The following is an 18,274-nucleotide window of genomic DNA, read 5'->3' as shown; positions in this document are numbered from 1 at the left end:
ACCAGCAGCTCCAAGAGCCCCAATATGAATGCACGCATGCCCCATGTCTTCCCCGTGATCCACCACCTGGATGCGACAACCACTTTCTCCGAGATTCTTGTTTCGCGGGCCTGTGGCGCTGCCGGTGTTTTCCTGATCTCGCATGAGGGCGCGGATCTCGAATTGTTGGACATCGCGCGCACCGCCATCCAAGAAAACGCAGGCTTCCCGATAGGGTTGAATCTGCTTTCCATGCGATGCGTCAAGGCAGCGAGGATGGCTATCGAAGTGGGGGCCCCGATGGTATGGGCGGACGACATGGGCGTTGACTCCCAAGGGCTGACGGCTGATGGCCGCGCGATGGCATCCATAGCCCGGGAAGAGCCCCAGTTGAAGCTTTTCGCGAGCGTTGCGTTCAAGTACCGTCCTCACGAAATCGACCCTGTCGGAGCCGCAGCTCAAGCGCGTGAGGCTGGCTTTATCCCCACTACCAGCGGTGAGGCCACTGGCCACGCTCCAGACCCGAAGAAGATCGTGTCAATGGGGGAGGGCGGGGCTCTTGCTATCGCCAGCGGTATGACACCAGAGAACGTGCATATCTATGCCCCGGCCCTGACTCACATCCTCGTAGCTACTGGGGTGTCCCGTTCCGAGCACCACATCGACCCTGCGAAGCTCTCTACGCTCATTGGCAAAGTTCGACCAGCAGTGCTCGTCTAAAGGCTGGAACTGGAGCCCCCGTGAGTCGCAGACTGCATACCATCCGCGGGAAAAACACTTTTTGCGGGCCAGCGGCCATCGCATCTGTTCTGGGGCTGACAACAGACCATGCGGCGCGTGTGTTGCGTTCCATAAGTGGGGATAGGCGCGTGACCGGCGTCTACCCGATGCATTTCCTTCAGGCCATGCGCACCCTCGGGTGCGAGGTAGAGCATTTCTTGATACCTCCAGCGCATCGCGTGCACGTGCGGAAGTGGCTGGTTGAACACGTCAACCTCTTCGCTGAAAAGCACGTCGTCATTGACTTCGCAAACCACTATGGCGTTGTCCTGGGTGGACAGTACCAGTGTGGTGTTTCACTAGGCCCTGTTGACTGGGCGACTCAGCTCATCCCGTGGGAGCGAGGCGAGGTGAGTGAGTACATGGTGATCAATCGCTTGCCCATGGCAGTACCCGGTGACACCGTCGCATCGGACCGTAGGCTGCTTCAACGTGCGCGCAAGCTCGCAGCCAGGTACGGAATCGATATTGCCCATGAATACGCTGGAAGCTTTGTGGTGTCATGCCCTGCGCTGGAGGATGATGACCCCCATGAGGGCTGGAGGGAGGCCGAAACTGCGCGGCAGGTGTTGGACCAGGTTGAGGACTATGTCGCCTGCCTGCTCAATGGGTACCTTGAGGCTGTTACCGATCCGCGCTTGTGGGAGAGCTCTACAGAGCAAGGATGGCTACCACTTTCAACCGCCCGAGCGGCGGACCGAGTAGGCCACTAGGCTGGCCCAGGACTTTACGGGACTTTAGCCCTGCAAGCAGTCTCTGGGTCGCGTAGCAATGTGGTTGTGGACGATGGTTCATTGCTGAATTGGACGCATGTTCATTGTAGAATTGGACGAAGAACCAATGCGTAATTGGACGATCCTTCCCCACCCAAATCTTCATGTCCGCTGCGTCCCAAGACCTGATCTATCGTCACCTCACTGGCTGGGTGAGCCTGTCGTTGATGGACACACCCGTTGTGATGGTGAATGGGCCTCGTCAGTGCGGCAAAACCACCCTGGTAAAACAGTTCGCCCAAGGAATGGCATCTACCGTTCCTGAAGCCCCGGAGCAGGTCCCATCGGAGGGCATGCCCTATTTGACTCTGGATGACCCAGCCTTACTCGATGCGGCCAGGAATGACCCGGTCGGGCTCATCAAGCAGCTCGACCGCGCGATCATTGATGAGGTGCAACGCGCGCCTCAGCTGCTGCTGGCCTTGAAGCAGTCGGTCGACCAAGACCGCCGCCCAGGCCGGTTTCTCCTCACGGGCTCAGCTAACCTGATGGCGCTGCCCCAAATCGCTGACAGCTTGTCTGGACGCGTGGAGATCCACACTCTGCTCCCCCTGTCGCAAAGTGAGCTACAAGGGCGCGCCAGCGACTTCCTGCAGCGTGCTCAAGAGCAGAACTGGCCCCTTACCAACAGCGAATGGGTGACACCTGCGGTGAACGGGGAGTCGGACACCGTCCTGAACGCCTTGGCAGGCGGATACCCTGAAATGCGGGCTCGCCTGAGTGCAGCGCGGCGTACTGCGTGGGCAAGGTCCTATATCCGCACCCTGGTGGAGCGGGACGTCCAAGATATCGCGCAGATCGAGCACCTGGACCAAATCCCTCGTCTGCTGGATGTGGCCGCGGCGCACTGCGGTCAGCTCTTCAATGCCTCGCAGATAGGCGGTCAACTCTCGATGGACAACCGCAGGGTGGAAAAGTACCTGGGCATTCTCGAAAAGCTGTTCCTAGTGCAGCGCTTGCCGGCGTGGGGGCGCAACGAGCTGGGCCGCCTGATCAAGACGCCGAAGCTGCATTTCCTGGACGCGGGGCTGCAGGCAACTCTCATGCGCCTCACCCCCGACATGCTGATCAAACACCGGGACCGCTGGGGCTCGACCCTGGAAACCTGGGTGTATGCGGAGCTGCGCAAAATCTTGGCCATGAACGACGAGGCCTGGTACTTGGCTCACTACCGAGACAAGGACCAGGTGGAGGTGGACTTCGTGATGGAGTCTCCACTGCGGCAGATCATCGGCATTGAGGCGAAGGCAGCGGCCACCGTGGGCGCCCAAGACTTCAAGGGCCTCAGGCGGCTGCAGTCCCAGACGGCCAAGGACTTCATCACTGGCATCGTCCTCTATGACGGCGACAAGGCCCTCTCCTTTGGTGAAGGCATGTGGGCTGTGCCGCTGGCCGCACTATGAGCCCCAAGCCCCAGCGCAACCAGAACAGAAGCCCCGAGGCTGTAGCAGCCCGAGCAGTGCACCTGTTGGACGCCCTTCCGCTGGAGTGCGATGGTCTGACACGCTCACTCTCCCATCTCCTGATGCGCGAGGGCATCGAGCACGTGATTCATATCGGTTCGCTGGAAGTGGGTGGGGTAGGGCACATCACTCTTCACTGGTGGATCGAGCTTCCAACGGGACAGATCTGCGACGCACGCGCACGCATGTGGTTGGGAGACGATCCCCGTGTGCCCCATGGGGTGTTTGAGCCCCGAGATGGTCTGCGCTACGTTAGCAAAGCGGTCAAGAGTTTCGACTACTCGCCCGTGATTTTCTGGGCGATCACCGAGAAGCCGATTGAAGAGTTCAACCTGCACGCGGACTAGGTGTGGATCAGTCTGAAGAAGGCCTGTGACCCTGCGGCGCCAAGCGGAGAATTCCAGGCCAGGCTGTCACCCGCGGTGTTGAGTACCCCAGTTGCTGGTGGAGCGCATTCATCGCCGTGGCAATTGCAGGTGCAGGTACCACATACCCCTTCAGCTCAAGGTCAGGAATGCCGCAGACGCGAGACAAAGCGGTTTCCCATCCCGGGAAATGTGGCCATGGCACGAGCACGTGGGTGCCGTTGTGGTGCGTGACTCGCACCCAATACTGACCTTCTCGTGAGCTGAATAGTGCCACCGACGTGTTTTGGCGATGCTGCCACGGCCAAGGGTGTTCTGGCCGAGGAGGTGGCGGTGGCGGGGCAGGGCGTCGCACCGGGGCAACTTGAGCGGCTGTCTGATATGGCATCACTCGAAGCCGCGCTTGCGAAGCTGCTGCAGCCGCAATCAAGGCCTCCTGCTCTGCCTTGAAGCGCGCGATCAACTCGGCGGTGTTGGTCGCCAGCATGTTGCGCTCTTCGTCAGTGAGGGGATTGCCCTTGTCGCCCCCGCCTCGACCTGCATACAAAGCCTCTCCCAGCGCAGTAGCTCCACCGTACCTTTTGGCAAAACATGTTGAGCCCAGCACAAGAAGATCCTCTTCTTCCTGCACCACGTGAATCGCTGCATACACCTTGTGGCCGCAACCAGGCTGCTGGCACTGGACGGTCTTATTTGGATGCACGGACACGATTGCGAGAAGGCGGCCGGGGGTAGTCATCGGTAGCTCAAACGTTGGGGGTCAGTTACGCACCTTTTTCTCATCTTCTCAGTGTAAAACGGGAGATTCATACTGTTACATTCACTGCGCTAGTTTGTGAAAAGGGTTGGGATGAAAACAAATCGTGCGATGACTACGCTCAAATCGCTTGTGCGGTTGCTTGCGATTGCTTCTGCTGCTGCGCAGGTACACGCTGCTGCGTTGAGCGACCTCAGCGACGGCACGACTGGCCGGTTTGAATACGAGTCCTTCAGTCCGCCCAACCGGCACCTTTACGCGCGGCAAATCAAGGCCGGTTCGACGCCGGCAACGATCTCCGCAGAGCTGCTGATGCCGAAGGGCATGGCCAAGGACGCCAAGGTGCCGGCAGTGGTGCTCAGCCATGGCAGCGGTGGAGTAGAGAGCAACATGCGTGACGTCTGGGCCAAGGAATTGAATGCCGTGGGCTATGCGGTGCTGATTGCAGACAGCTACAAGCCTCGGGGCGTGACAGAGACCAACACGAACCAGGAGCGGGTTCCATACCCAGCCCACGTGGCCGACACCATGAATGCGTTGCGAATGCTGGTGACCCATCCGCAGATCGATGCGGCGCGGATTTTCAACATCGGCTTTTCTCGTGGCGGCAGTACCGCATTCGACACTGCCTGGCCCACGTGGTCTGACCCCGTGAACACAAGTGCGGTGAAGTTCGCGGGGCATGTGTCGTTCTACCCTGGCAACTGCAACATCCGCTACCGCACCGACGACAGGGAAAAAGCGACCGCTCCTATTCTGGTCTTGTTGGCAGAACGGGATTTGGAAGAAGCGCAGGACGTTGGGGTTTGCCGCCGCTGGTATGACGAGCTGATCGCCAAAGGCAACAACATTCGATACAAGGAATTCAAGGGCGCTCGCCACGGTTTCGACACGTTGAACTTCGCGTACCGGGTCAATCCACGCACCACCAGCGCCAAGAATTGCGACATGGAGATGTACATGACCATGAAGGCGGGTAGCGGCCTTGGGAATAACGTCTACGATTTCAAGAAGAAGCAGTCCATGACCACCGGGCCGGAATTCACTGCTGCGGCTAATGAGTGCCAGGCAATAGTTCCGGGTTCGCGCGGCGGCGGGGAGGCAAAAGCAATCCAAGCGGAAGCCGTACTGGACACCATCACATTCTTGAAGAGCATTCCCTGAGCCCCTTCCCTATGCCAACTGCACGCCAGTCCCTCTGGGAGTAGCCATGGACGAAATCCGAGATGCCATCCGCGTGCTTGCAAAGCACAAGTACAGGTCCATGTCCAACGTGGTCGGCGAATTCATCGAGAGAGAAGTCGCCCTGGTGCTTGAAGGCGTGCAGGCCAGCCACTGCATGAAGGGCTTCGACGTTATGACCAAAGAGCAGCGCAGGGTAGAGGTCAAGTCACGCAACGCTGAAGCCAAATCGTGGCTGTGCCAGCTCCCCGCTCACAAGGTGGATGCGATGGATGACTTCGTGCTGGCCATCGTGCGGGAGGGGGAGATCGAGAAGGTTTTGCTCTTCAGAAAAGAGACTTTGCTTTCCCTGCGCGGACCATCCGGCATGGTCTACATCGACAAGGGTCAGCACGGGCACGGGGAGGACATTACCCACCTGTTTCGCACACGGGAACCAATCTCTGAAGAGCTTGCCGTCCTTACAGCGGGCAAAGCTAAAAACACGCAGTAGCCTTCAGGACTAAAGAAAAACTAAAGGAAGGAATGTGAATGCCGTTGCCCCTCATTGCTGTCATTGCAGCCCTTAAAGTGGGCGGCAGTCTGGTTCCCCACGCTGCTGGTGGATTGATCGTTACCAGTGCTGGTGGGTATGTGGCGGGCACATATCTGAGTTCGGCTGCAATCTATTCCCTGGTTGCTGGCACAAGCGCAGTGCTTGGTGCAGGGGTGCTGACCGTAACGGGCGTTGCGAGCGCAATCATTGGGAGCGCGGGATACTTCGGAACCACCCTAGGGGCAAGCGGGCTCACGGGGATCTTGATGTCGGCGGGAATCCTGCCCGCCACTCCCATCGTCGTTCCCGTCGTTGCAGGCCTAGGCATGAGCGGTGGGTTGGGTTACCTGACCTACTTGCTGTTGAGGCTGCGGAAGAAGCTAAAGGCTGCGGGCAGAGGTGATGAGGTTCAATTTACCGAGGCTGAGGCAAAGATCTTCGAGGCCCTCATCCGACGCTTCGCGAAAAAATCGGGGGACGGCGCCAATGCTCAGACGTGAATTGGACTTGGTGCGCCGATGATCGCACCAAGAGTTGAGTAAGGCGATGACTTCTCAGTAGCCCAGTTCGCGCATAGCCTCATCCTCAAGCTCTCCTTGCGGCGGAACGTGTATGAGATCGCTGCTTGTTGAAGAACTCGGCTTTCTCCCGCCTGCGCCGTCTTTAACTTTCGGCTTTTGACGTGGGAATCGGTTCCGCAGACTGTGCTGTCAAGGCTCAGTAAATCTGTGGGGCTCAACCCTCCGCGCTACGGCTATGTGATGCTCCACTGTCTATACGCGCGCACGTGGTCGAGAACTTCCTGCGCTGAAATTTCGGACGCAATAAGTAAGACCAACGACACGCTCTTCAGGGCCCCCAGGTCATATAAAACTGGATTGGCCGCGTAGTCGCGCTCCAAGGCGCATTCGATCTCATCCGGAAAACTGAAGTCCTTCGACAGTTCGCCGTATTCCATCATCAGCGCCGTTCGCGTCTTCGTTGGCATGACTATGGTGCCTTGGTCAAAGCCCCAAGAGGGCACCCATGCGCTCCTGAAGGCTCTTTGCAGGTATCGTCCGTGCCGCTGGCTCCAGGTGCTCTGCCGCCACGGGGTTTTGCTTCGATTGCAAGAAGACGCGACGGAGGGTCTGGTTTTCTTGCTCCAGCGCCCGGTACCGCTCCTCCAGGGCATCTATCTCACCCTGACGGGCCTCGAATCCCTCATTCCATTCGTAGGTAAGGGCGTCCTGATGTTTTCTCGCACGGGCTGCTTCTGCTGCTGACAGCAGGACTTCAGTTTCGAAGAGCAGATCCGCGCCCAAGGACCTGATGGAGCCCCTGGTGCTTTCGTCCAAAATGGGTTCAGACTTTTCCGCCTCTTCATCATCGTTGGCGCGCTGCGCAGCCTCCATCAGGCTTGCTATGGCCATTTCAGTGAAGCTGGTGCCCCTGGCTATTCGATGAGCGATGAGAAGATGGCCGAGGCCGGGCCACAGGTCATTGCGCCAGATGCGGGTGTCAAGACGGTGCCAGCCCTTTGGCGTTACGTAGAACGCTTCGGGCTCATCCTTGGCATCGGTGGTGGAAGCAATGGCAAAGTGGACAGCCAGGTCCCTCACCTCGACCCCGAAAAAGTAGGCACCTTGACTGGGCTCGGGGTCGAGCTCCTTTGCCAACTTGTGAACGACCTCATCCGGGAGCCAATAGGACGAGAGCATCGCGAACAGAGGAAATGGGGATGACGAAAAGCGTGTTCCCCCGTCTCCGTTCAAGAACACCCGCCCCTGGAGACCCAAGCCCGCGCAGTCACTTTCCGCGTCCTCGCGAAGGAGGGCCACCATGCGAGAAGTGCGTTGCTTGATCTCTGCCCACTCGGGGCTTTGGAAGCGTGATTCCCTCTCACTCACGGCCACGCTTTGCCCACCACCAACTCGCAACACCGCTTCATCCAGATCCTGTTGCTGAGCCACCCCTTCCAGGGCGTTGGTGAGGGTCATCAACAGACCGCTGAATTTCTTGTTGTGCCGGTTCTCTTCATGGGCGCGGCGCAGTTGTAGCTTGCGCTCCTCGCGTTTTTTCTTTTCTCGCTTCTGGTCCTTTGTGAGCTTCGACGCCATGACCGTGCCTTACGTGTAACTGGTAGGGAGGTGGGAAGGCATGTGCCCGACGATGACCTTTTGCTCCTCCTCGTCGTAGCAAAAGTACACCCTCATGCAAAAGCGTGGATCTCGGGCATTTCCCTTGATGAGGTGCTGATCCAGAAATCTGCGCCTTCCTCCCCTGCGAACGAAGTACAGCTCACCCATTTCGCCGGCAACGCTCGGGTCAACGGAACCCCCAAAGTCGATACCAATTGAGCGGGCCTTGTCCCTGAAGGCATTTCGGTCGGCCTTGCCAGTTTTCACCTGGGTGTACTCGTTGGCCAGCAGCTCCAGGCATTCGTAGAGCAGGGCGGGTTGCTCAAAGGTGCTGCGCTTTGTGGCCGAAATCGCCCGTTGCATGATGACGATGCGATGTTCGTTCGCTTGGGCCCACTCTGCTATGTCCTTCAGCTGCCACTGCCGGGGGGCTCCGGCCGAGTCAGGCGGTGCAGGCGGCGCCAGGAATGCAGGGGGAGGGGAGTAGGTGCTCTCTGCGGCAATTGCGGCCTTGCTGAGCGATTTAGCCAGGTGCTTCCAATACTCCACGTCGGCTTGCAGCCGTGCGAGCAGGGTGGTTTCCTCTCGAACTGCAGTGACACCAGCGGGGTTGCTCCCAGCGGCCACCAGCTCGGAAAACGTGGGATATCGGGCGGCGGGGTGCGTTTCCGATAGCAAGCCCGCGAAGACGTCCATCCACAGCTCATCCAGGGCGTCGCTCGCTGGCGTGTCGCCCATGCACAGGCGGCGCCCCACCAGAGGCTGTCCGGTGCTAGCCGGCAAGAGGAAAGCTTCCCACACCCCTTGTGTTGCTGCGTCCATCACCTGAGCGGCAAACCACTTACCAGTGGGGTCACACCACCACTGGACATGCAGGCGATCACCAGTCATCGACCCGATGGTGTCACCTGCAGGCGCGCGCAAATGCGGGTCGAGGGTGGCCAGCATTTCCCAGAAAGACTGCGCCAGCGCTGGGTAGCCTGCGTGGCTGCTGTCCAGGCCGCAAACCTCGCCTCGCCGGCATCCTGTACTGACCTGAGCGTTTAAGTCCATAGCGGAATTTGACCACGGGTTTGAGACGGTGTACGGGTTCAGTTGGGTGCGTGGCCTATGCAGATTCAATACGCGGGTGTCATATGGGGCTCGGGTGTTGCGTGGTAAGTTAACTGTCGTTTTTGTGAAAATCGTTAGTCAACCTTTTGTTGACTGTGCAACAAATCTTGTTATATAAAACTATTGTTTTCTCTAAAAACGACAGTTAACTATCTATGCAAACACTCAGCGCATTTGCCGCAGCGATGACAGAAGCGCAGAAGGCGCGGAAGATCACCGCCAACGCGCTTGCTGAGCGCACAGGGCTCACTCCGCAGGCTGTCCGGCAGATCCTTTCCGGCCAAGCAGCTCCCCGCTTGACCAATGCCATGGCCCTCGCCTCGGAGCTGGGGCTGGAACTGGTCCTGTTGCCCAAGGAAGCGGCCCATTCGCTGACACAAGCTCCCCGCGCCGAGCGCGCTGTGCTAACCGACGTGGAACGCCGTCTCGGCCTCGGAAGGGGATAGATATGCAGTACCGCGCTGTGAACGTCTTCCTTGGGCCGCAAAAGCGTCTTGTGGGGCTCCTATTCCAGTACGGCACGGGGCCAAACGCCATCACCCGCCTTGTGCCCGAGCCCCAGTTCTGGAACGACAACGAAGCCCCAGTGTTCTCTCAAAACGCACTGGTGGCAGATCCGCAGGCCCGCGCTGCCTTCTTGGCGGAGTACACGGCCCAGCCATTCTTCAACGGGGAGGGTGACCAGCTGCCGCCGTTCTTCCTGAACCTGCTGCCAGAGGGGCCGCTGCGGCGCCACCTGGAGCAGATCGGCCACCTCGACAAGGGTGACGACTTCGGCCTGCTCAGCCTGTGCGGCACGGATCTCCCCGGCGCGGTGTACGTGGAGCAAGCCCCGTTGGACAACAAGAGCGTGGCCAAGGTGGTCACGCAGGACAACGATGCGCTGGAGATGACGGTGACGCCGATACCGCTGCCCGAAGCAACGTCCCTGTCTGGCGTGCAACCCAAGCTCTCCCTCGTGCAGTCAGGCGGGCGGTACGTCGCTCGGACAAAGAACGCACGAGGCATCCACATCATTGCCAAGCTTCCAACGGTGGAATACCCGCTGCTTCCCCAAGTGGAGGAACTGTCCATGCGCCTGGCTGCGGTGGCCGGTGTGAACGTGTGCGAGGTGGAGCTGGCGCCGCTGGAGAACATCGAGGCCGACCAGCCGTTCGTGCTGGGGGAAGGGCGGCAGTTCCTTGCGGTGAAACGCTTTGACCGCACCGAGTCGGCGCACATCCATTGCGAGGACTTCGCCCAGATTTTCGGAGTGCGGCCAGAGCTCAAATACAGCCACCCGCTGGCGAGCTATGCAGCCGTGCTGCGGGTTCTGGTGCAAACGCCGGGGCTGGGCATGGACGCTGCGCACGAGATGCTGCGCCGCATCGTGGTCAACGACTTGCTGGGCAACTACGACGCACACCTCAAGAACCACGGGCTGATCTACCGCGATGGCCGGACGCCCGAGCTGTCACCCGCCTATGACGTGGTGGCGTACGCCGCGTACCTGGCGGGCCGGGGGCACGCACTTCGGTTTGCGTCGGCTGGGCCAAAACATGCGCGAGTCACACCCCAGGTGATTCGACAGCTCTGCAACGAGGTTCCGGGTCTGCTGGAGCCGAAGGTGAACGCCCTGCTCAGAGAGACAGTACGCAAGGCTTTCGATGCTTGGCCCGACATGATCGCCGCGTCAACACTCTTGGACGAGCAGAAAAGCCGCTTGCTCAAGCACTTCGAAGCCACGCCAGCCATCGCCTCACTGCGCAAGCGCGCCAGCAAGATTTCCGGAGAAAAGCCATGACCGTCATAGAAAAGCCCGAAGCCTCGACCAAAGCGACCGTCGCCGTGGAGGAAACAGCCGTAGCGCGAGAGGTAGCCACGCTCTGGCCGCACCTGTTCGGCCCCGGTGTGTTCGTGCCGCTCAAGGTAGGCATCGACAAGGCCCTGGCCATCGACGCTGAGCGCCGGGGCTCACTCCTGACGCGCGCCAAAATCCGCTTGTTCCTGGGATGGCATGTGCGCAGGGTTGGATACCTGGAGGCCGCGAAGGAAGGGGTTCCACGTCACGGCGTGAAGGGAATTCCCGAAATCGCGCGAGTCATCACGGAGGCCAACGTCGCCTATGCGCTGGAGAAGCTGCAGGCGGTTTTGAAACGTGATGACGCACCATCAGTGTCCGACGTCGATGGGGAAGAGGGCATGGCGTGGTGGAATGGTCTCGACCGCCGAGAGCGGGCCAAATGGATGAAGGCTGCGGGCGAGACAGCTGTTGCAGCCGATGCCTGGAATGCGTTCAAAGTGGCTCTTATGTCGCTGGTTTGACGAGCTCGGCGAATGAATGTTGAGCCACCTTTGTCCTTTCGCGGATCTCCTGACCCGCGTGCGTTCATCGACCCAGGCTGGAAACCCCTGCTGACCCAGATCACCACGCTCAAAGACGCACTGGACCACGCCTTCCGTTGGCAAGGCGAGGGAGGCAACGAAGAGTGGATCAACGCCGTGCTGAGGCGTCACGGGCTGGCGCTTGAGCACTTCAAAGGAACATCCCACCAAGAGGGCCCGCATTTCGCGGATCGCTTCGTTTTCATGCTTCTCGGCGTGGAGTTTCGTTCGAAGTTCGGAAACGGCGGCGATCAGATGATGACTATCCCGCCATGGGCAGTTCTGGGATGGGTGCGCAAGGAGTCATACAGAGACACACCCTCCGCCCCCATGAAGAAATTGAAGTTTGAAGCGCGGGATGCGAATGAATGGGACCCCGAGGGGTACACCAGCTTTTGGAGTGGTTTTCCCTTGTTCCTGGCCGGCGAAGGAAAGAACCGGACGCAGTTGCATCGTCTTGCAGGCGTGCACAGGCGGGCGCCTGTTCATGAGATGCCGTTTCCGGTCATCGAAGGTTTTGTGGCTAGTCCAGTTCCGTTTTTCCCGTGGGCGGTTGCCATCCGCAGCGAAACTCATCCCGTGCAGGTGCTTCCGTTTCGGGGGCTCACCCAAGATCTGGTCGGCAGATTGGGGCTTCAGTGGAGCCACAAACCCTGCTGGCGCGCCCTTGCGAAGCTCATGGGGATGGTGCGACCACTGGAGTTCGCGCGATGGAGAAAGCTCGGCCCAGGTAGAGGTCTTGGTGTCTATCTGCAGATGCGCTTGATTCGCGCAGCGCGATGAGGTGAGCCGCTGGGACGCACGATATCTACTCCTGACTGATGTGAAGTGGGCTCGACTGAACAGCGATGAGATGTAGCTGCGCCTCATCGCGAGAGGCGCTTCATAAGGCCGATTTACAGCACTTTTCTCATAACGTTCAGTTTTAGCGTGCTTTTCAGCCCTGTTTGAAGCGGGTGCGCCGGTAACACTTTGTGCATAGGTGGTGAGCCTTTTTTGGTTCATCAATCGATTGCTTCAAAGACCGGTCACCAAGTGCTTTCTTCTTCACTGCTTTTCGATTTGCGATGCGCAATAACTTGCGCATGCAGCTTCTTCGTTTGCTCCACCGTGCAGGCGGCAGACGTATTTGCACCCCCGGCTGCTGCAGTTCCCAGTGTTTCGGCCGAGCAAGAAAGTCGCATTGCGCGGCTTGAGGCATCGCTCGCCAGCGCCATCGAAAAGATCGGCAAATCGAATGATTCGGTAAAGCCTCCAGACAGCGGGATCAAGCTTAGTGATCCCCTGCCTCTGCCCCTCCCATCGAAGGGCAGCGCGCCTGGCTCCTTCGTCATCGCCAAAACCTCGACCGAGCTGGTGAAGGAGCAAGAACGCGTCCTGGGGGTGATGAACGACTTCGAGATCTACGTCTATGAAGGCGTCGTTCGCAAACGGCCCGCCGAGGCATCCACCCTCACGCTGCCCAAGATTGCAGGGGGTGGCAAATGAAAGTCGCTTCTTTCCGACTGCTGCCACTGCTATCACTCGCCGGTGTGTTGGCTGGATGCGCGGCATTTCCTGATTCCGTAGACAAGCTTCCAGTCCGCAGTGAAGTGACCAGTGAGATGGAATCGAAGTGGGCCAGCTTGCCTGCAGTCCAGTACGTGCGTGCTGAGACCGGAAAGAGTGTGCGCAAGAGGGCGCCTTTGCCGAGCAGCGTGGCGCAGATGCCCCTGAAGTTCTCGCTCAGCGCCAAGGCAACGTTGGCTGAGCTGGTCAGTGCGATTGAGCTGCAGCGCGTCCGAGTCGTGCTCAAGGCCAGCGAGGAGAAGCGGAATGAAACGGTCCAGATGACCGCTTTCAATGGCACCGTAGCTGAGTTCCTCGACTCCTTCGCGCTCGTCCACGACCTCGACTACGAATTCATTGATGGAGTGCTGCTCGTACGGCAGGGCGTTCGATACATGGTGACGGTCCCTCAGAACAGGGAGCTGATGGAGCGTATTCCTGTGGCCATGGGCGGGCTCGGTGCTACCAACATCAAGGCCGACATTGACTCGGGGCTTGTGACGTACGACGCGACCTCGACCGTCAGCAGGGATGTGGATTTGTACCTCCAGCGCATGGCTGCTAACGCGTCCATGGTGGCTCTGCAGATCGCCGTGATCGATGTGCGGCTCAACCGTGATGCGGGCCACGGCTTCGACTGGAACGAATTCTCGGCCAAGTGGGGCTCCGGCATTGATAAGCCAGTGGCGACCGGCGTGAACATTCCTGTCACTCCACAAGGCGTCGGCGCTGCAGCTGCGGCTGTGGTGACCCAGCGCGTCCTTGGCTCAGTTGCGTCGCTGACCGGTGGGGGCTTCGGGATAAAGATCGACGACGCGAAGTTCTCTCTGGTTGCCGCTATCAAGCTGCTTTCCAAGTACGGCAAGGCCCAGACAAACCAAGACGTCCTCATCAGCACACTCAGTGGTGCACCGGTAAAAATCAGCTCGGGCAGTCAGATCCCCTACGTCAGCAGCGTCGGCGCCGTCGCTGCGGTAGGTGGTGCAGTGGCAGGCTCAGTCAACACGAGCACGGTGAACTCGGGGCTCAAGATTGACATTGTTCCCAGATACGACGCTTCCGAGCACCTTGTCGTCACGAACGTCAAAGCCAAGCTCTCCTCTCTCGTGCGTTTCCGCGAGCTGAGCGCCGGCAACGCCGTGGGCACGATCAGCCAGCCCGAAATCCAAGAACTCGAATTCGAGAACATCAGCCGCATGCGGCCTGGGCAAATCATCATGCTCGGCGGCATCTCGTACGACCAGGTCAGCGAAAGCTACACATCGCTGACGGGGCTTGAGAAATCGAAAATCGGCAGCGAGGCATTGACGACCAACCGTCACGCCATCTTCATCGTGATTCGCCCGTCCATCACGATCTTCGGCGCAGATGTCGAAGCGCAGGCCACTCCACAGAGTGGAAGCTGAGGAGCCACCATGCGCCGAAACAAAAGCGTAAGTGCCTCCGACGCACAGGAATTCCTCGGTCGCCTGCCAATGCTGCTCGTCGTGGGCGCAATGGATGCCGAGAGCCATGCGGATGTGCTTGCCTATGCCCGCGGGCTCGCGGAGTCACAGGTGATCGCCAAGGACGCGTGCTTCATTGACGTCGTTAGCCACAACGGACGAAAAATCTTCGAAGTCCAGGAAGGCGGTCTTGGCCGCTCCATCACCGCTTGGGCACTGCAGTTGCTGGAAACCGAGCCTGGCGCTCGGGTCGACGTCCCACTGACGGAATTTCGTGTTGCCTCGATACGCCAGACAGGGACAGACCTGATCACCGTCATTCACCCCCCGGATGAGATTCGCCACGCAAAAGCTGCAGAGGGTATCGGGTCGCTCTTCTTGGGCAAGCCACTGGCGCCTTTCTACGGAACAGCACGCGCTATCCGTAGCGCAATGACAGCGCTACTCGTGACGAGCGCCGTCGTGTTCAGCGTCGCAGGGGGGGTGTATTTCCTCAAAGGGTCGGCCCTTGACGCGGGACGCTATACGCATCGGTTTGCTGCAATTAACCCCTCTTACAGAACCGACATAACCAATCTGCCAAGCACGCAGCTTGATATTGCCATTCAAAAGTTGACGACCAACGGCGGTTATCTGTCTTACATCAAGTACGGGCAGGGCCGCTGGTCCTGGGCGCAGGCAACTGGGTCTGCCGCGTCGCCGAAGAAGGGGGGCGCCAATGATTGAGCGTGCGGTGAACATTCGAATTGCCGTTGCCTTTGCAATCGCCTCAGCTTTTTTGCTGCTGACTTCTGCCTTTTTTATTTACGCTGCGAGCTCCGTGGGAAAAGCGCAGTCCAAGGAAATACTAGCTTCGCAATGCGTTAAGGAATTTGAGGCCTATGGCATTAAGTCTGCCATTCGGGCCCACGATCATGCAATCGTGTCATATCAGCCTACTACTGATTTGATGCAGGATCGCGTGAAGTCTTCGTCAATTGTTATCGGCCGCTGTGCCGGTTACAAGCTGGCGGAGTTTTGTGCTGGGAGCGGTTGCGCTAAACCCGGCGTGTTTTTTATTCTGGAACCTGTCTGAGGAAAATATGTTTAGCTTGATTATTTCTATCGTTTCGATTGCTCTGGTGGTTGCCCTCGCAGCTGCGACTATGTACTACGGCGGCGATGCCCTTTCGCAAGGTCGTAGCAGCGCCGATGCAACCGCGTACGTTACTGCCGCACAGCAAATCGGCGGCGCTGCCGTAATGCACATCACCACTCAGCCAGCAAACCCTGCAAGCGTTGCTGACCTGGTGACCAGCAATAACCTGAGCGGCGTTCCCAACGTCAAATCGCGCGTCGAAGGTACCAATGACTGGGTTCTCGTTGACGCTGTGGCAGGTACGTCGCCCCGCATGATCACCATCAACCTGGCCGGCACCCCCGCTTCCAATCAGAAGCTGTGCGACCAGATCAACAAAAACGCTGGTGCAACAGGCATGAACGCAACTACCGGCGTGATTGCAGCCCTGGGCACGCTCCCCTACGCATGCGTGGCTGGTGCTACTGGCACTGATCCACAAGTCTTCCAGTTCAAGTTCTAAAACGCGATCTAGGTAATCAAGCCCCGCCGCTCTGCGGCGTGGGCATAAAGGTCGTTCTGATGAGTAAGTTCAATAAAGCCCAGCACTACGCCAGATTCATGGACGGTTTACTCGCCGTCATTTCTGGCCTGATGACTATTTGGTACTTGATCACAGGGGATTGGGTCGCAGTGGTGTTCTGGGGCTTGGGTACGGTAATCAGTTTTGCGGCTTATAAATATCAACCTGCCAAGTGGCTGCTCAAGCACTTGACGGTGCGATAAGTTGGGATTGAAACATGTTTAGTTTGATTATTGCGGTCGTGAGTATTGTTCTGGTGGTCGCCTTAGTTGCTGCATCATTTTATTATGGTGGGGATGCCATGGCTGATGGCAAAAAACAGGCTGACACGGCAGGCCTTATCAATCAGTCTCAACAAATTGCTGCCGCCTTTGAAATGTACATTGCGGACAACCCATCCGTAACCTCTGTGAGCATCTCGGACCTTGCTCCCATTTATCTCACCTCTGTGCCTGATGGATGGACTCTTTCGTCCGTGCCGATGCCAGCCCTAAATGGGTATGTCGCGTATCCGATTGCGGGCACGGACTCGGCAAAACTTCAAACGTGCACGGAAGTAAACAAGAAAATGGGTATTACAGGGCCAGTTCCTTCTTGTTCTACCGTTTCCGCCAATTTTGCAGGTTGCTGCACCCAATAAATAGTCAGCAGTCCGGCTGAGCCATTCAAAAATGAAAATTCCTATTAAAAATTGTTTGGCACTTCTGGCGGCTGCAACCGTTCTTTGTGCTGCGCTTCCCGCCGCTGGCCAGAATTACTGGGTTATCAAGCCGGTCCCCGGTCTGAAGAACAAAACTGGCGACGTAGACACTGAGCCATCGATCAAACTTGATGCCGGTACCCTGCCGGATGCGGTGGAAGGCAAGGCGTTCATCTTTGACCTTAAGACGTACACGCACGTGACGGGCGGGCCCGGCATCACCTCTGTCCAATACGCCCTCGGCGGAGGATCGGTTCCATCCGGGATTTCGCTGAGCAGCGATGGTCAATTGGCAGGCACTCCCACCGCAAAGACCACGGCACAGGGCGCGAGCTTTACGGTGGTGGGCACCTATGAAATGAAAACAGGGCAACAGGTCTACACCCTCAAGGTAGGTGAGGCAGTTCTACAGGTGGTTCAGATCGCAACCTCATATGCGATGACGCTGAACTCCCATGCCTGCGCAGTAACGACTTCTGGAGCGGCCAAATGCTGGGGCACAAACAGCTTTGGCCAGCTGGGTGACGGGACAACTACCAACTCCAACGTACCTGTGCCGGTGGTTGGACTCAGTGCTGGCGTGAGCAGCATCTCAGTAAGTGGCAACACGACCTGCGCGGTCGTGGCGGGCGCCGCGAAATGTTGGGGGAACAACAGCTTCGGTCAGGTGGGGAACGGCACAACCGGCGTATCGCTTTTGCCTGCGCAGGTAGTAGGTCTTGCTTCGGGTGTTGCCAGTGTGTCTGCAGGGCACGGTTTCGCATGTGCAGCGACCACTTCGGGCTCCGCGAAGTGCTGGGGTAGCAATGCGAGCGGTCAGTTGGGCGATGGAACATCGGCCAACTCCAACGTGCCAGTGCAGGTGGCTGGCCTGGATGCGGGGGTCACCAGTATTTCCGCTTCTTCGGCGCATGCGTGCGCGACAGTAGGCGGGAGCGCCAAATGCTGGGGCTCGAACTTCAACGGCAACCTCGGTGACGGCACGACGCAAGACTCCAACGTGCCAAAACAAGTAGCCGGCTTGACTTCGGGAGTTTCGAGCCTTGTGGCGGGCTCATCTCACAGCTGTGCAGTTGTCTCGGGTGCTGCGAAATGCTGGGGATTAAACGGCCACGGCCAGCTCGGTGATGGATCTACAAATAGCTCCAGCACGCCCGTCGCAGTTGCGGGACTGAGCACCGGCGTGAGCAGCGTTTCTCCGGGTGGCTCTCTTACCTGCGCCGTAGCGTCAGGCGCGGCCAAATGCTGGGGCTTCAATCACTACGGGCAACTGGGTGATGGCTCGACGGCCCCTTCCGCGGTGCCGGTGCAGGTGCTTGGCTTGGCAACCGGCGTTACCCAGGTGTCAGCAGGCACCGTCTTCTCCTGCGCAGTCGTGAACAGTGCGGTCAAGTGCTGGGGATGGAACAACAACGGTCAGCTGGGCGACGGCTCCAACAACGCCTCTGGTGTTCCCGTGAACATCAAAGCAGGCCGCTAAACATTAACCACCTCAAACCAGATTAGAGCC

Annotated in this window: 22 protein-coding genes; 19 read left to right on the top strand and 3 right to left on the bottom strand. The window is 58.7% G+C overall.

Annotated features, from left to right (window positions below; genetic code table 11):
• Positions 1–24 precede the first annotated feature (24 nt).
• The 7 genes from ACSQ3Q_RS24780 to ACSQ3Q_RS24750 all read left to right on the top strand — a co-directional run bounded on the left by ACSQ3Q_RS24780 (position 25) and on the right by ACSQ3Q_RS24750 (position 6,334).
• Positions 25–699 carry a hypothetical protein gene (locus ACSQ3Q_RS24780; protein ID WP_436137126.1) on the top strand — a complete coding sequence of 225 codons (675 nt, stop codon included), beginning with the start codon at positions 25–27 and terminating at the stop codon, positions 697–699.
• Positions 700–848: 149 nt separating this feature from the next.
• A complete protein-coding gene (locus ACSQ3Q_RS24775) occupies positions 849–1,472 on the top strand; it encodes a hypothetical protein (RefSeq protein WP_436137125.1) in 624 nt (207 codons plus the stop codon).
• 164 nt (positions 1,473–1,636) lie between these two features.
• Positions 1,637–2,935 (top strand): ATP-binding protein, encoded by a 1,299-nt coding sequence (locus ACSQ3Q_RS24770; RefSeq protein WP_436137124.1) that lies wholly within the window; start codon positions 1,637–1,639, stop codon positions 2,933–2,935.
• 65 nt (positions 2,936–3,000) lie between these two features.
• A complete protein-coding gene (locus tag ACSQ3Q_RS24765; protein WP_436137123.1) occupies positions 3,001–3,342 on the top strand; it encodes a hypothetical protein in 342 nt (113 codons plus the stop codon).
• 886 nt (positions 3,343–4,228) lie between these two features.
• The gene (locus ACSQ3Q_RS24760) at positions 4,229–5,281 is read left to right on the top strand and encodes a dienelactone hydrolase family protein (RefSeq protein ID WP_436137122.1); all 1,053 of its coding nucleotides are present in this window, start codon (positions 4,229–4,231) and stop codon (positions 5,279–5,281) included.
• 46 nt (positions 5,282–5,327) lie between these two features.
• A complete protein-coding gene (locus ACSQ3Q_RS24755; protein ID WP_436137121.1) occupies positions 5,328–5,792 on the top strand; it encodes a hypothetical protein in 465 nt (154 codons plus the stop codon).
• A gap of 38 nt (positions 5,793–5,830) precedes the next feature.
• Positions 5,831–6,334, top strand: coding sequence for a hypothetical protein (locus ACSQ3Q_RS24750; protein WP_436137120.1), 504 nt, complete (start codon positions 5,831–5,833; stop codon positions 6,332–6,334).
• 254 nt (positions 6,335–6,588) lie between these two features.
• On the opposite strand, the gene ACSQ3Q_RS24745 is transcribed toward ACSQ3Q_RS24750, so the two are convergent.
• From ACSQ3Q_RS24745 to ACSQ3Q_RS24735, 3 genes are read right to left on the bottom strand one after another with little or no spacing between them, the layout of a single operon-like run.
• Positions 6,589–6,822, bottom strand: a complete 234-nt coding sequence (locus tag ACSQ3Q_RS24745) for a hypothetical protein (RefSeq protein ID WP_436137119.1) — start codon at positions 6,820–6,822, stop codon at positions 6,589–6,591.
• 16 nt (positions 6,823–6,838) lie between these two features.
• Positions 6,839–7,933: a hypothetical protein gene (locus ACSQ3Q_RS24740; RefSeq protein WP_436137118.1), complete on the bottom strand. Its 1,095-nt coding sequence runs from the start codon at positions 7,931–7,933 to the stop codon at positions 6,839–6,841.
• A 9-nt stretch (positions 7,934–7,942) separates the two neighbouring features.
• The gene (locus ACSQ3Q_RS24735; protein WP_436137117.1) at positions 7,943–8,902 is read right to left on the bottom strand and encodes a hypothetical protein; all 960 of its coding nucleotides are present in this window, start codon (positions 8,900–8,902) and stop codon (positions 7,943–7,945) included.
• Between the two features lie 320 nt (positions 8,903–9,222).
• On the opposite strand from ACSQ3Q_RS24735, the gene ACSQ3Q_RS24730 reads away from it, so the two are divergent.
• The 12 genes from ACSQ3Q_RS24730 to ACSQ3Q_RS24675 all read left to right on the top strand — a co-directional run bounded on the left by ACSQ3Q_RS24730 (position 9,223) and on the right by ACSQ3Q_RS24675 (position 18,244).
• Positions 9,223–9,513 carry a helix-turn-helix domain-containing protein gene (locus tag ACSQ3Q_RS24730; RefSeq protein ID WP_436137116.1) on the top strand — a complete coding sequence of 97 codons (291 nt, stop codon included), beginning with the start codon at positions 9,223–9,225 and terminating at the stop codon, positions 9,511–9,513.
• A gap of 2 nt (positions 9,514–9,515) precedes the next feature.
• Positions 9,516–10,850, top strand: coding sequence for a type II toxin-antitoxin system HipA family toxin (locus ACSQ3Q_RS24725; protein ID WP_436137115.1), 1,335 nt, complete (start codon positions 9,516–9,518; stop codon positions 10,848–10,850).
• A complete protein-coding gene (locus ACSQ3Q_RS24720; protein ID WP_436137114.1) occupies positions 10,847–11,371 on the top strand; it encodes a ProQ/FINO family protein in 525 nt (174 codons plus the stop codon). The genes ACSQ3Q_RS24725 and ACSQ3Q_RS24720 overlap by 4 nt, the downstream gene beginning before the upstream one ends.
• Before the next feature lie 12 nt (positions 11,372–11,383).
• Positions 11,384–12,214, top strand: coding sequence for a hypothetical protein (locus tag ACSQ3Q_RS24715; protein ID WP_436137113.1), 831 nt, complete (start codon positions 11,384–11,386; stop codon positions 12,212–12,214).
• 327 nt (positions 12,215–12,541) lie between these two features.
• Entirely contained in the window at positions 12,542–12,919 is a 378-nt protein-coding gene (locus tag ACSQ3Q_RS24710) for a hypothetical protein (RefSeq protein ID WP_436137112.1), read from the top strand.
• Positions 12,916–14,385 (top strand): type II secretion system protein GspD, encoded by a 1,470-nt coding sequence (locus ACSQ3Q_RS24705; protein ID WP_436137111.1) that lies wholly within the window; start codon positions 12,916–12,918, stop codon positions 14,383–14,385. The genes ACSQ3Q_RS24710 and ACSQ3Q_RS24705 overlap by 4 nt, the downstream gene beginning before the upstream one ends.
• Before the next feature lie 9 nt (positions 14,386–14,394).
• Entirely contained in the window at positions 14,395–15,150 is a 756-nt protein-coding gene (locus tag ACSQ3Q_RS24700) for a hypothetical protein (RefSeq protein WP_436137110.1), read from the top strand.
• A complete protein-coding gene (locus ACSQ3Q_RS24695; protein WP_436137109.1) occupies positions 15,143–15,499 on the top strand; it encodes a hypothetical protein in 357 nt (118 codons plus the stop codon). Before ACSQ3Q_RS24700 ends, ACSQ3Q_RS24695 begins: the two co-directional genes overlap by 8 nt.
• A 7-nt stretch (positions 15,500–15,506) precedes the next feature.
• Positions 15,507–16,004 (top strand): hypothetical protein, encoded by a 498-nt coding sequence (locus ACSQ3Q_RS24690; RefSeq protein ID WP_436137108.1) that lies wholly within the window; start codon positions 15,507–15,509, stop codon positions 16,002–16,004.
• A 59-nt stretch (positions 16,005–16,063) separates the two neighbouring features.
• On the top strand, positions 16,064–16,267 hold the full coding sequence (locus tag ACSQ3Q_RS24685) for a hypothetical protein (RefSeq protein ID WP_436137107.1): 204 nt from the start codon (positions 16,064–16,066) through the stop codon (positions 16,265–16,267).
• A 14-nt stretch (positions 16,268–16,281) separates the two neighbouring features.
• The gene (locus ACSQ3Q_RS24680) at positions 16,282–16,704 is read left to right on the top strand and encodes a hypothetical protein (RefSeq protein ID WP_436137106.1); all 423 of its coding nucleotides are present in this window, start codon (positions 16,282–16,284) and stop codon (positions 16,702–16,704) included.
• A gap of 31 nt (positions 16,705–16,735) precedes the next feature.
• Positions 16,736–18,244, top strand: coding sequence for an RCC1 domain-containing protein (locus ACSQ3Q_RS24675; protein ID WP_436137105.1), 1,509 nt, complete (start codon positions 16,736–16,738; stop codon positions 18,242–18,244).
• Positions 18,245–18,274: the final 30 nt, after the last annotated feature.

The sequence above is a fragment of the Acidovorax sp. LjRoot129 genome (genome assembly GCF_964253765.1).
Taxonomy (GTDB): domain Bacteria; phylum Pseudomonadota; class Gammaproteobacteria; order Burkholderiales; family Burkholderiaceae_C; genus Acidovorax.
Note: the sequence above shows the minus strand (reverse complement) of the source record. Positions and strands in the feature narration are given on the sequence as shown.

Excerpts from the sequence above, each read along its gene's own strand:
- ACSQ3Q_RS24745 (WP_436137119.1), bottom strand. The coding sequence starts at position 6,822 with ATGCCAACGAAGACGCGAACGGCGCTGATGATGGAATACGGCGAACTG.
- ACSQ3Q_RS24755 (WP_436137121.1), top strand. The coding sequence starts at position 5,328 with ATGGACGAAATCCGAGATGCCATCCGCGTGCTTGCAAAGCACAAGTAC.
- ACSQ3Q_RS24680 (WP_436137106.1), top strand. The coding sequence starts at position 16,282 with ATGTTTAGTTTGATTATTGCGGTCGTGAGTATTGTTCTGGTGGTCGCC.
- ACSQ3Q_RS24720 (WP_436137114.1), top strand. The coding sequence starts at position 10,847 with ATGACCGTCATAGAAAAGCCCGAAGCCTCGACCAAAGCGACCGTCGCC.
- ACSQ3Q_RS24725 (WP_436137115.1), top strand. The coding sequence starts at position 9,516 with ATGCAGTACCGCGCTGTGAACGTCTTCCTTGGGCCGCAAAAGCGTCTT.
- ACSQ3Q_RS24750 (WP_436137120.1), top strand. The coding sequence starts at position 5,831 with ATGCCGTTGCCCCTCATTGCTGTCATTGCAGCCCTTAAAGTGGGCGGC.
- ACSQ3Q_RS24715 (WP_436137113.1), top strand. The coding sequence starts at position 11,384 with ATGAATGTTGAGCCACCTTTGTCCTTTCGCGGATCTCCTGACCCGCGT.
- ACSQ3Q_RS24740 (WP_436137118.1), bottom strand. The coding sequence starts at position 7,933 with ATGGCGTCGAAGCTCACAAAGGACCAGAAGCGAGAAAAGAAAAAACGC.
- ACSQ3Q_RS24695 (WP_436137109.1), top strand. The coding sequence starts at position 15,143 with ATGATTGAGCGTGCGGTGAACATTCGAATTGCCGTTGCCTTTGCAATC.
- ACSQ3Q_RS24770 (WP_436137124.1), top strand. The coding sequence starts at position 1,637 with ATGTCCGCTGCGTCCCAAGACCTGATCTATCGTCACCTCACTGGCTGG.
- ACSQ3Q_RS24700 (WP_436137110.1), top strand. The coding sequence starts at position 14,395 with ATGCGCCGAAACAAAAGCGTAAGTGCCTCCGACGCACAGGAATTCCTC.
- ACSQ3Q_RS24690 (WP_436137108.1), top strand. The coding sequence starts at position 15,507 with ATGTTTAGCTTGATTATTTCTATCGTTTCGATTGCTCTGGTGGTTGCC.
- ACSQ3Q_RS24675 (WP_436137105.1), top strand. The coding sequence starts at position 16,736 with ATGAAAATTCCTATTAAAAATTGTTTGGCACTTCTGGCGGCTGCAACC.
- ACSQ3Q_RS24760 (WP_436137122.1), top strand. The coding sequence starts at position 4,229 with ATGACTACGCTCAAATCGCTTGTGCGGTTGCTTGCGATTGCTTCTGCT.
- ACSQ3Q_RS24780 (WP_436137126.1), top strand. The coding sequence starts at position 25 with ATGAATGCACGCATGCCCCATGTCTTCCCCGTGATCCACCACCTGGAT.
- ACSQ3Q_RS24705 (WP_436137111.1), top strand. The coding sequence starts at position 12,916 with ATGAAAGTCGCTTCTTTCCGACTGCTGCCACTGCTATCACTCGCCGGT.
- ACSQ3Q_RS24685 (WP_436137107.1), top strand. The coding sequence starts at position 16,064 with ATGAGTAAGTTCAATAAAGCCCAGCACTACGCCAGATTCATGGACGGT.
- ACSQ3Q_RS24730 (WP_436137116.1), top strand. The coding sequence starts at position 9,223 with ATGCAAACACTCAGCGCATTTGCCGCAGCGATGACAGAAGCGCAGAAG.
- ACSQ3Q_RS24735 (WP_436137117.1), bottom strand. The coding sequence starts at position 8,902 with ATGCTGGCCACCCTCGACCCGCATTTGCGCGCGCCTGCAGGTGACACC.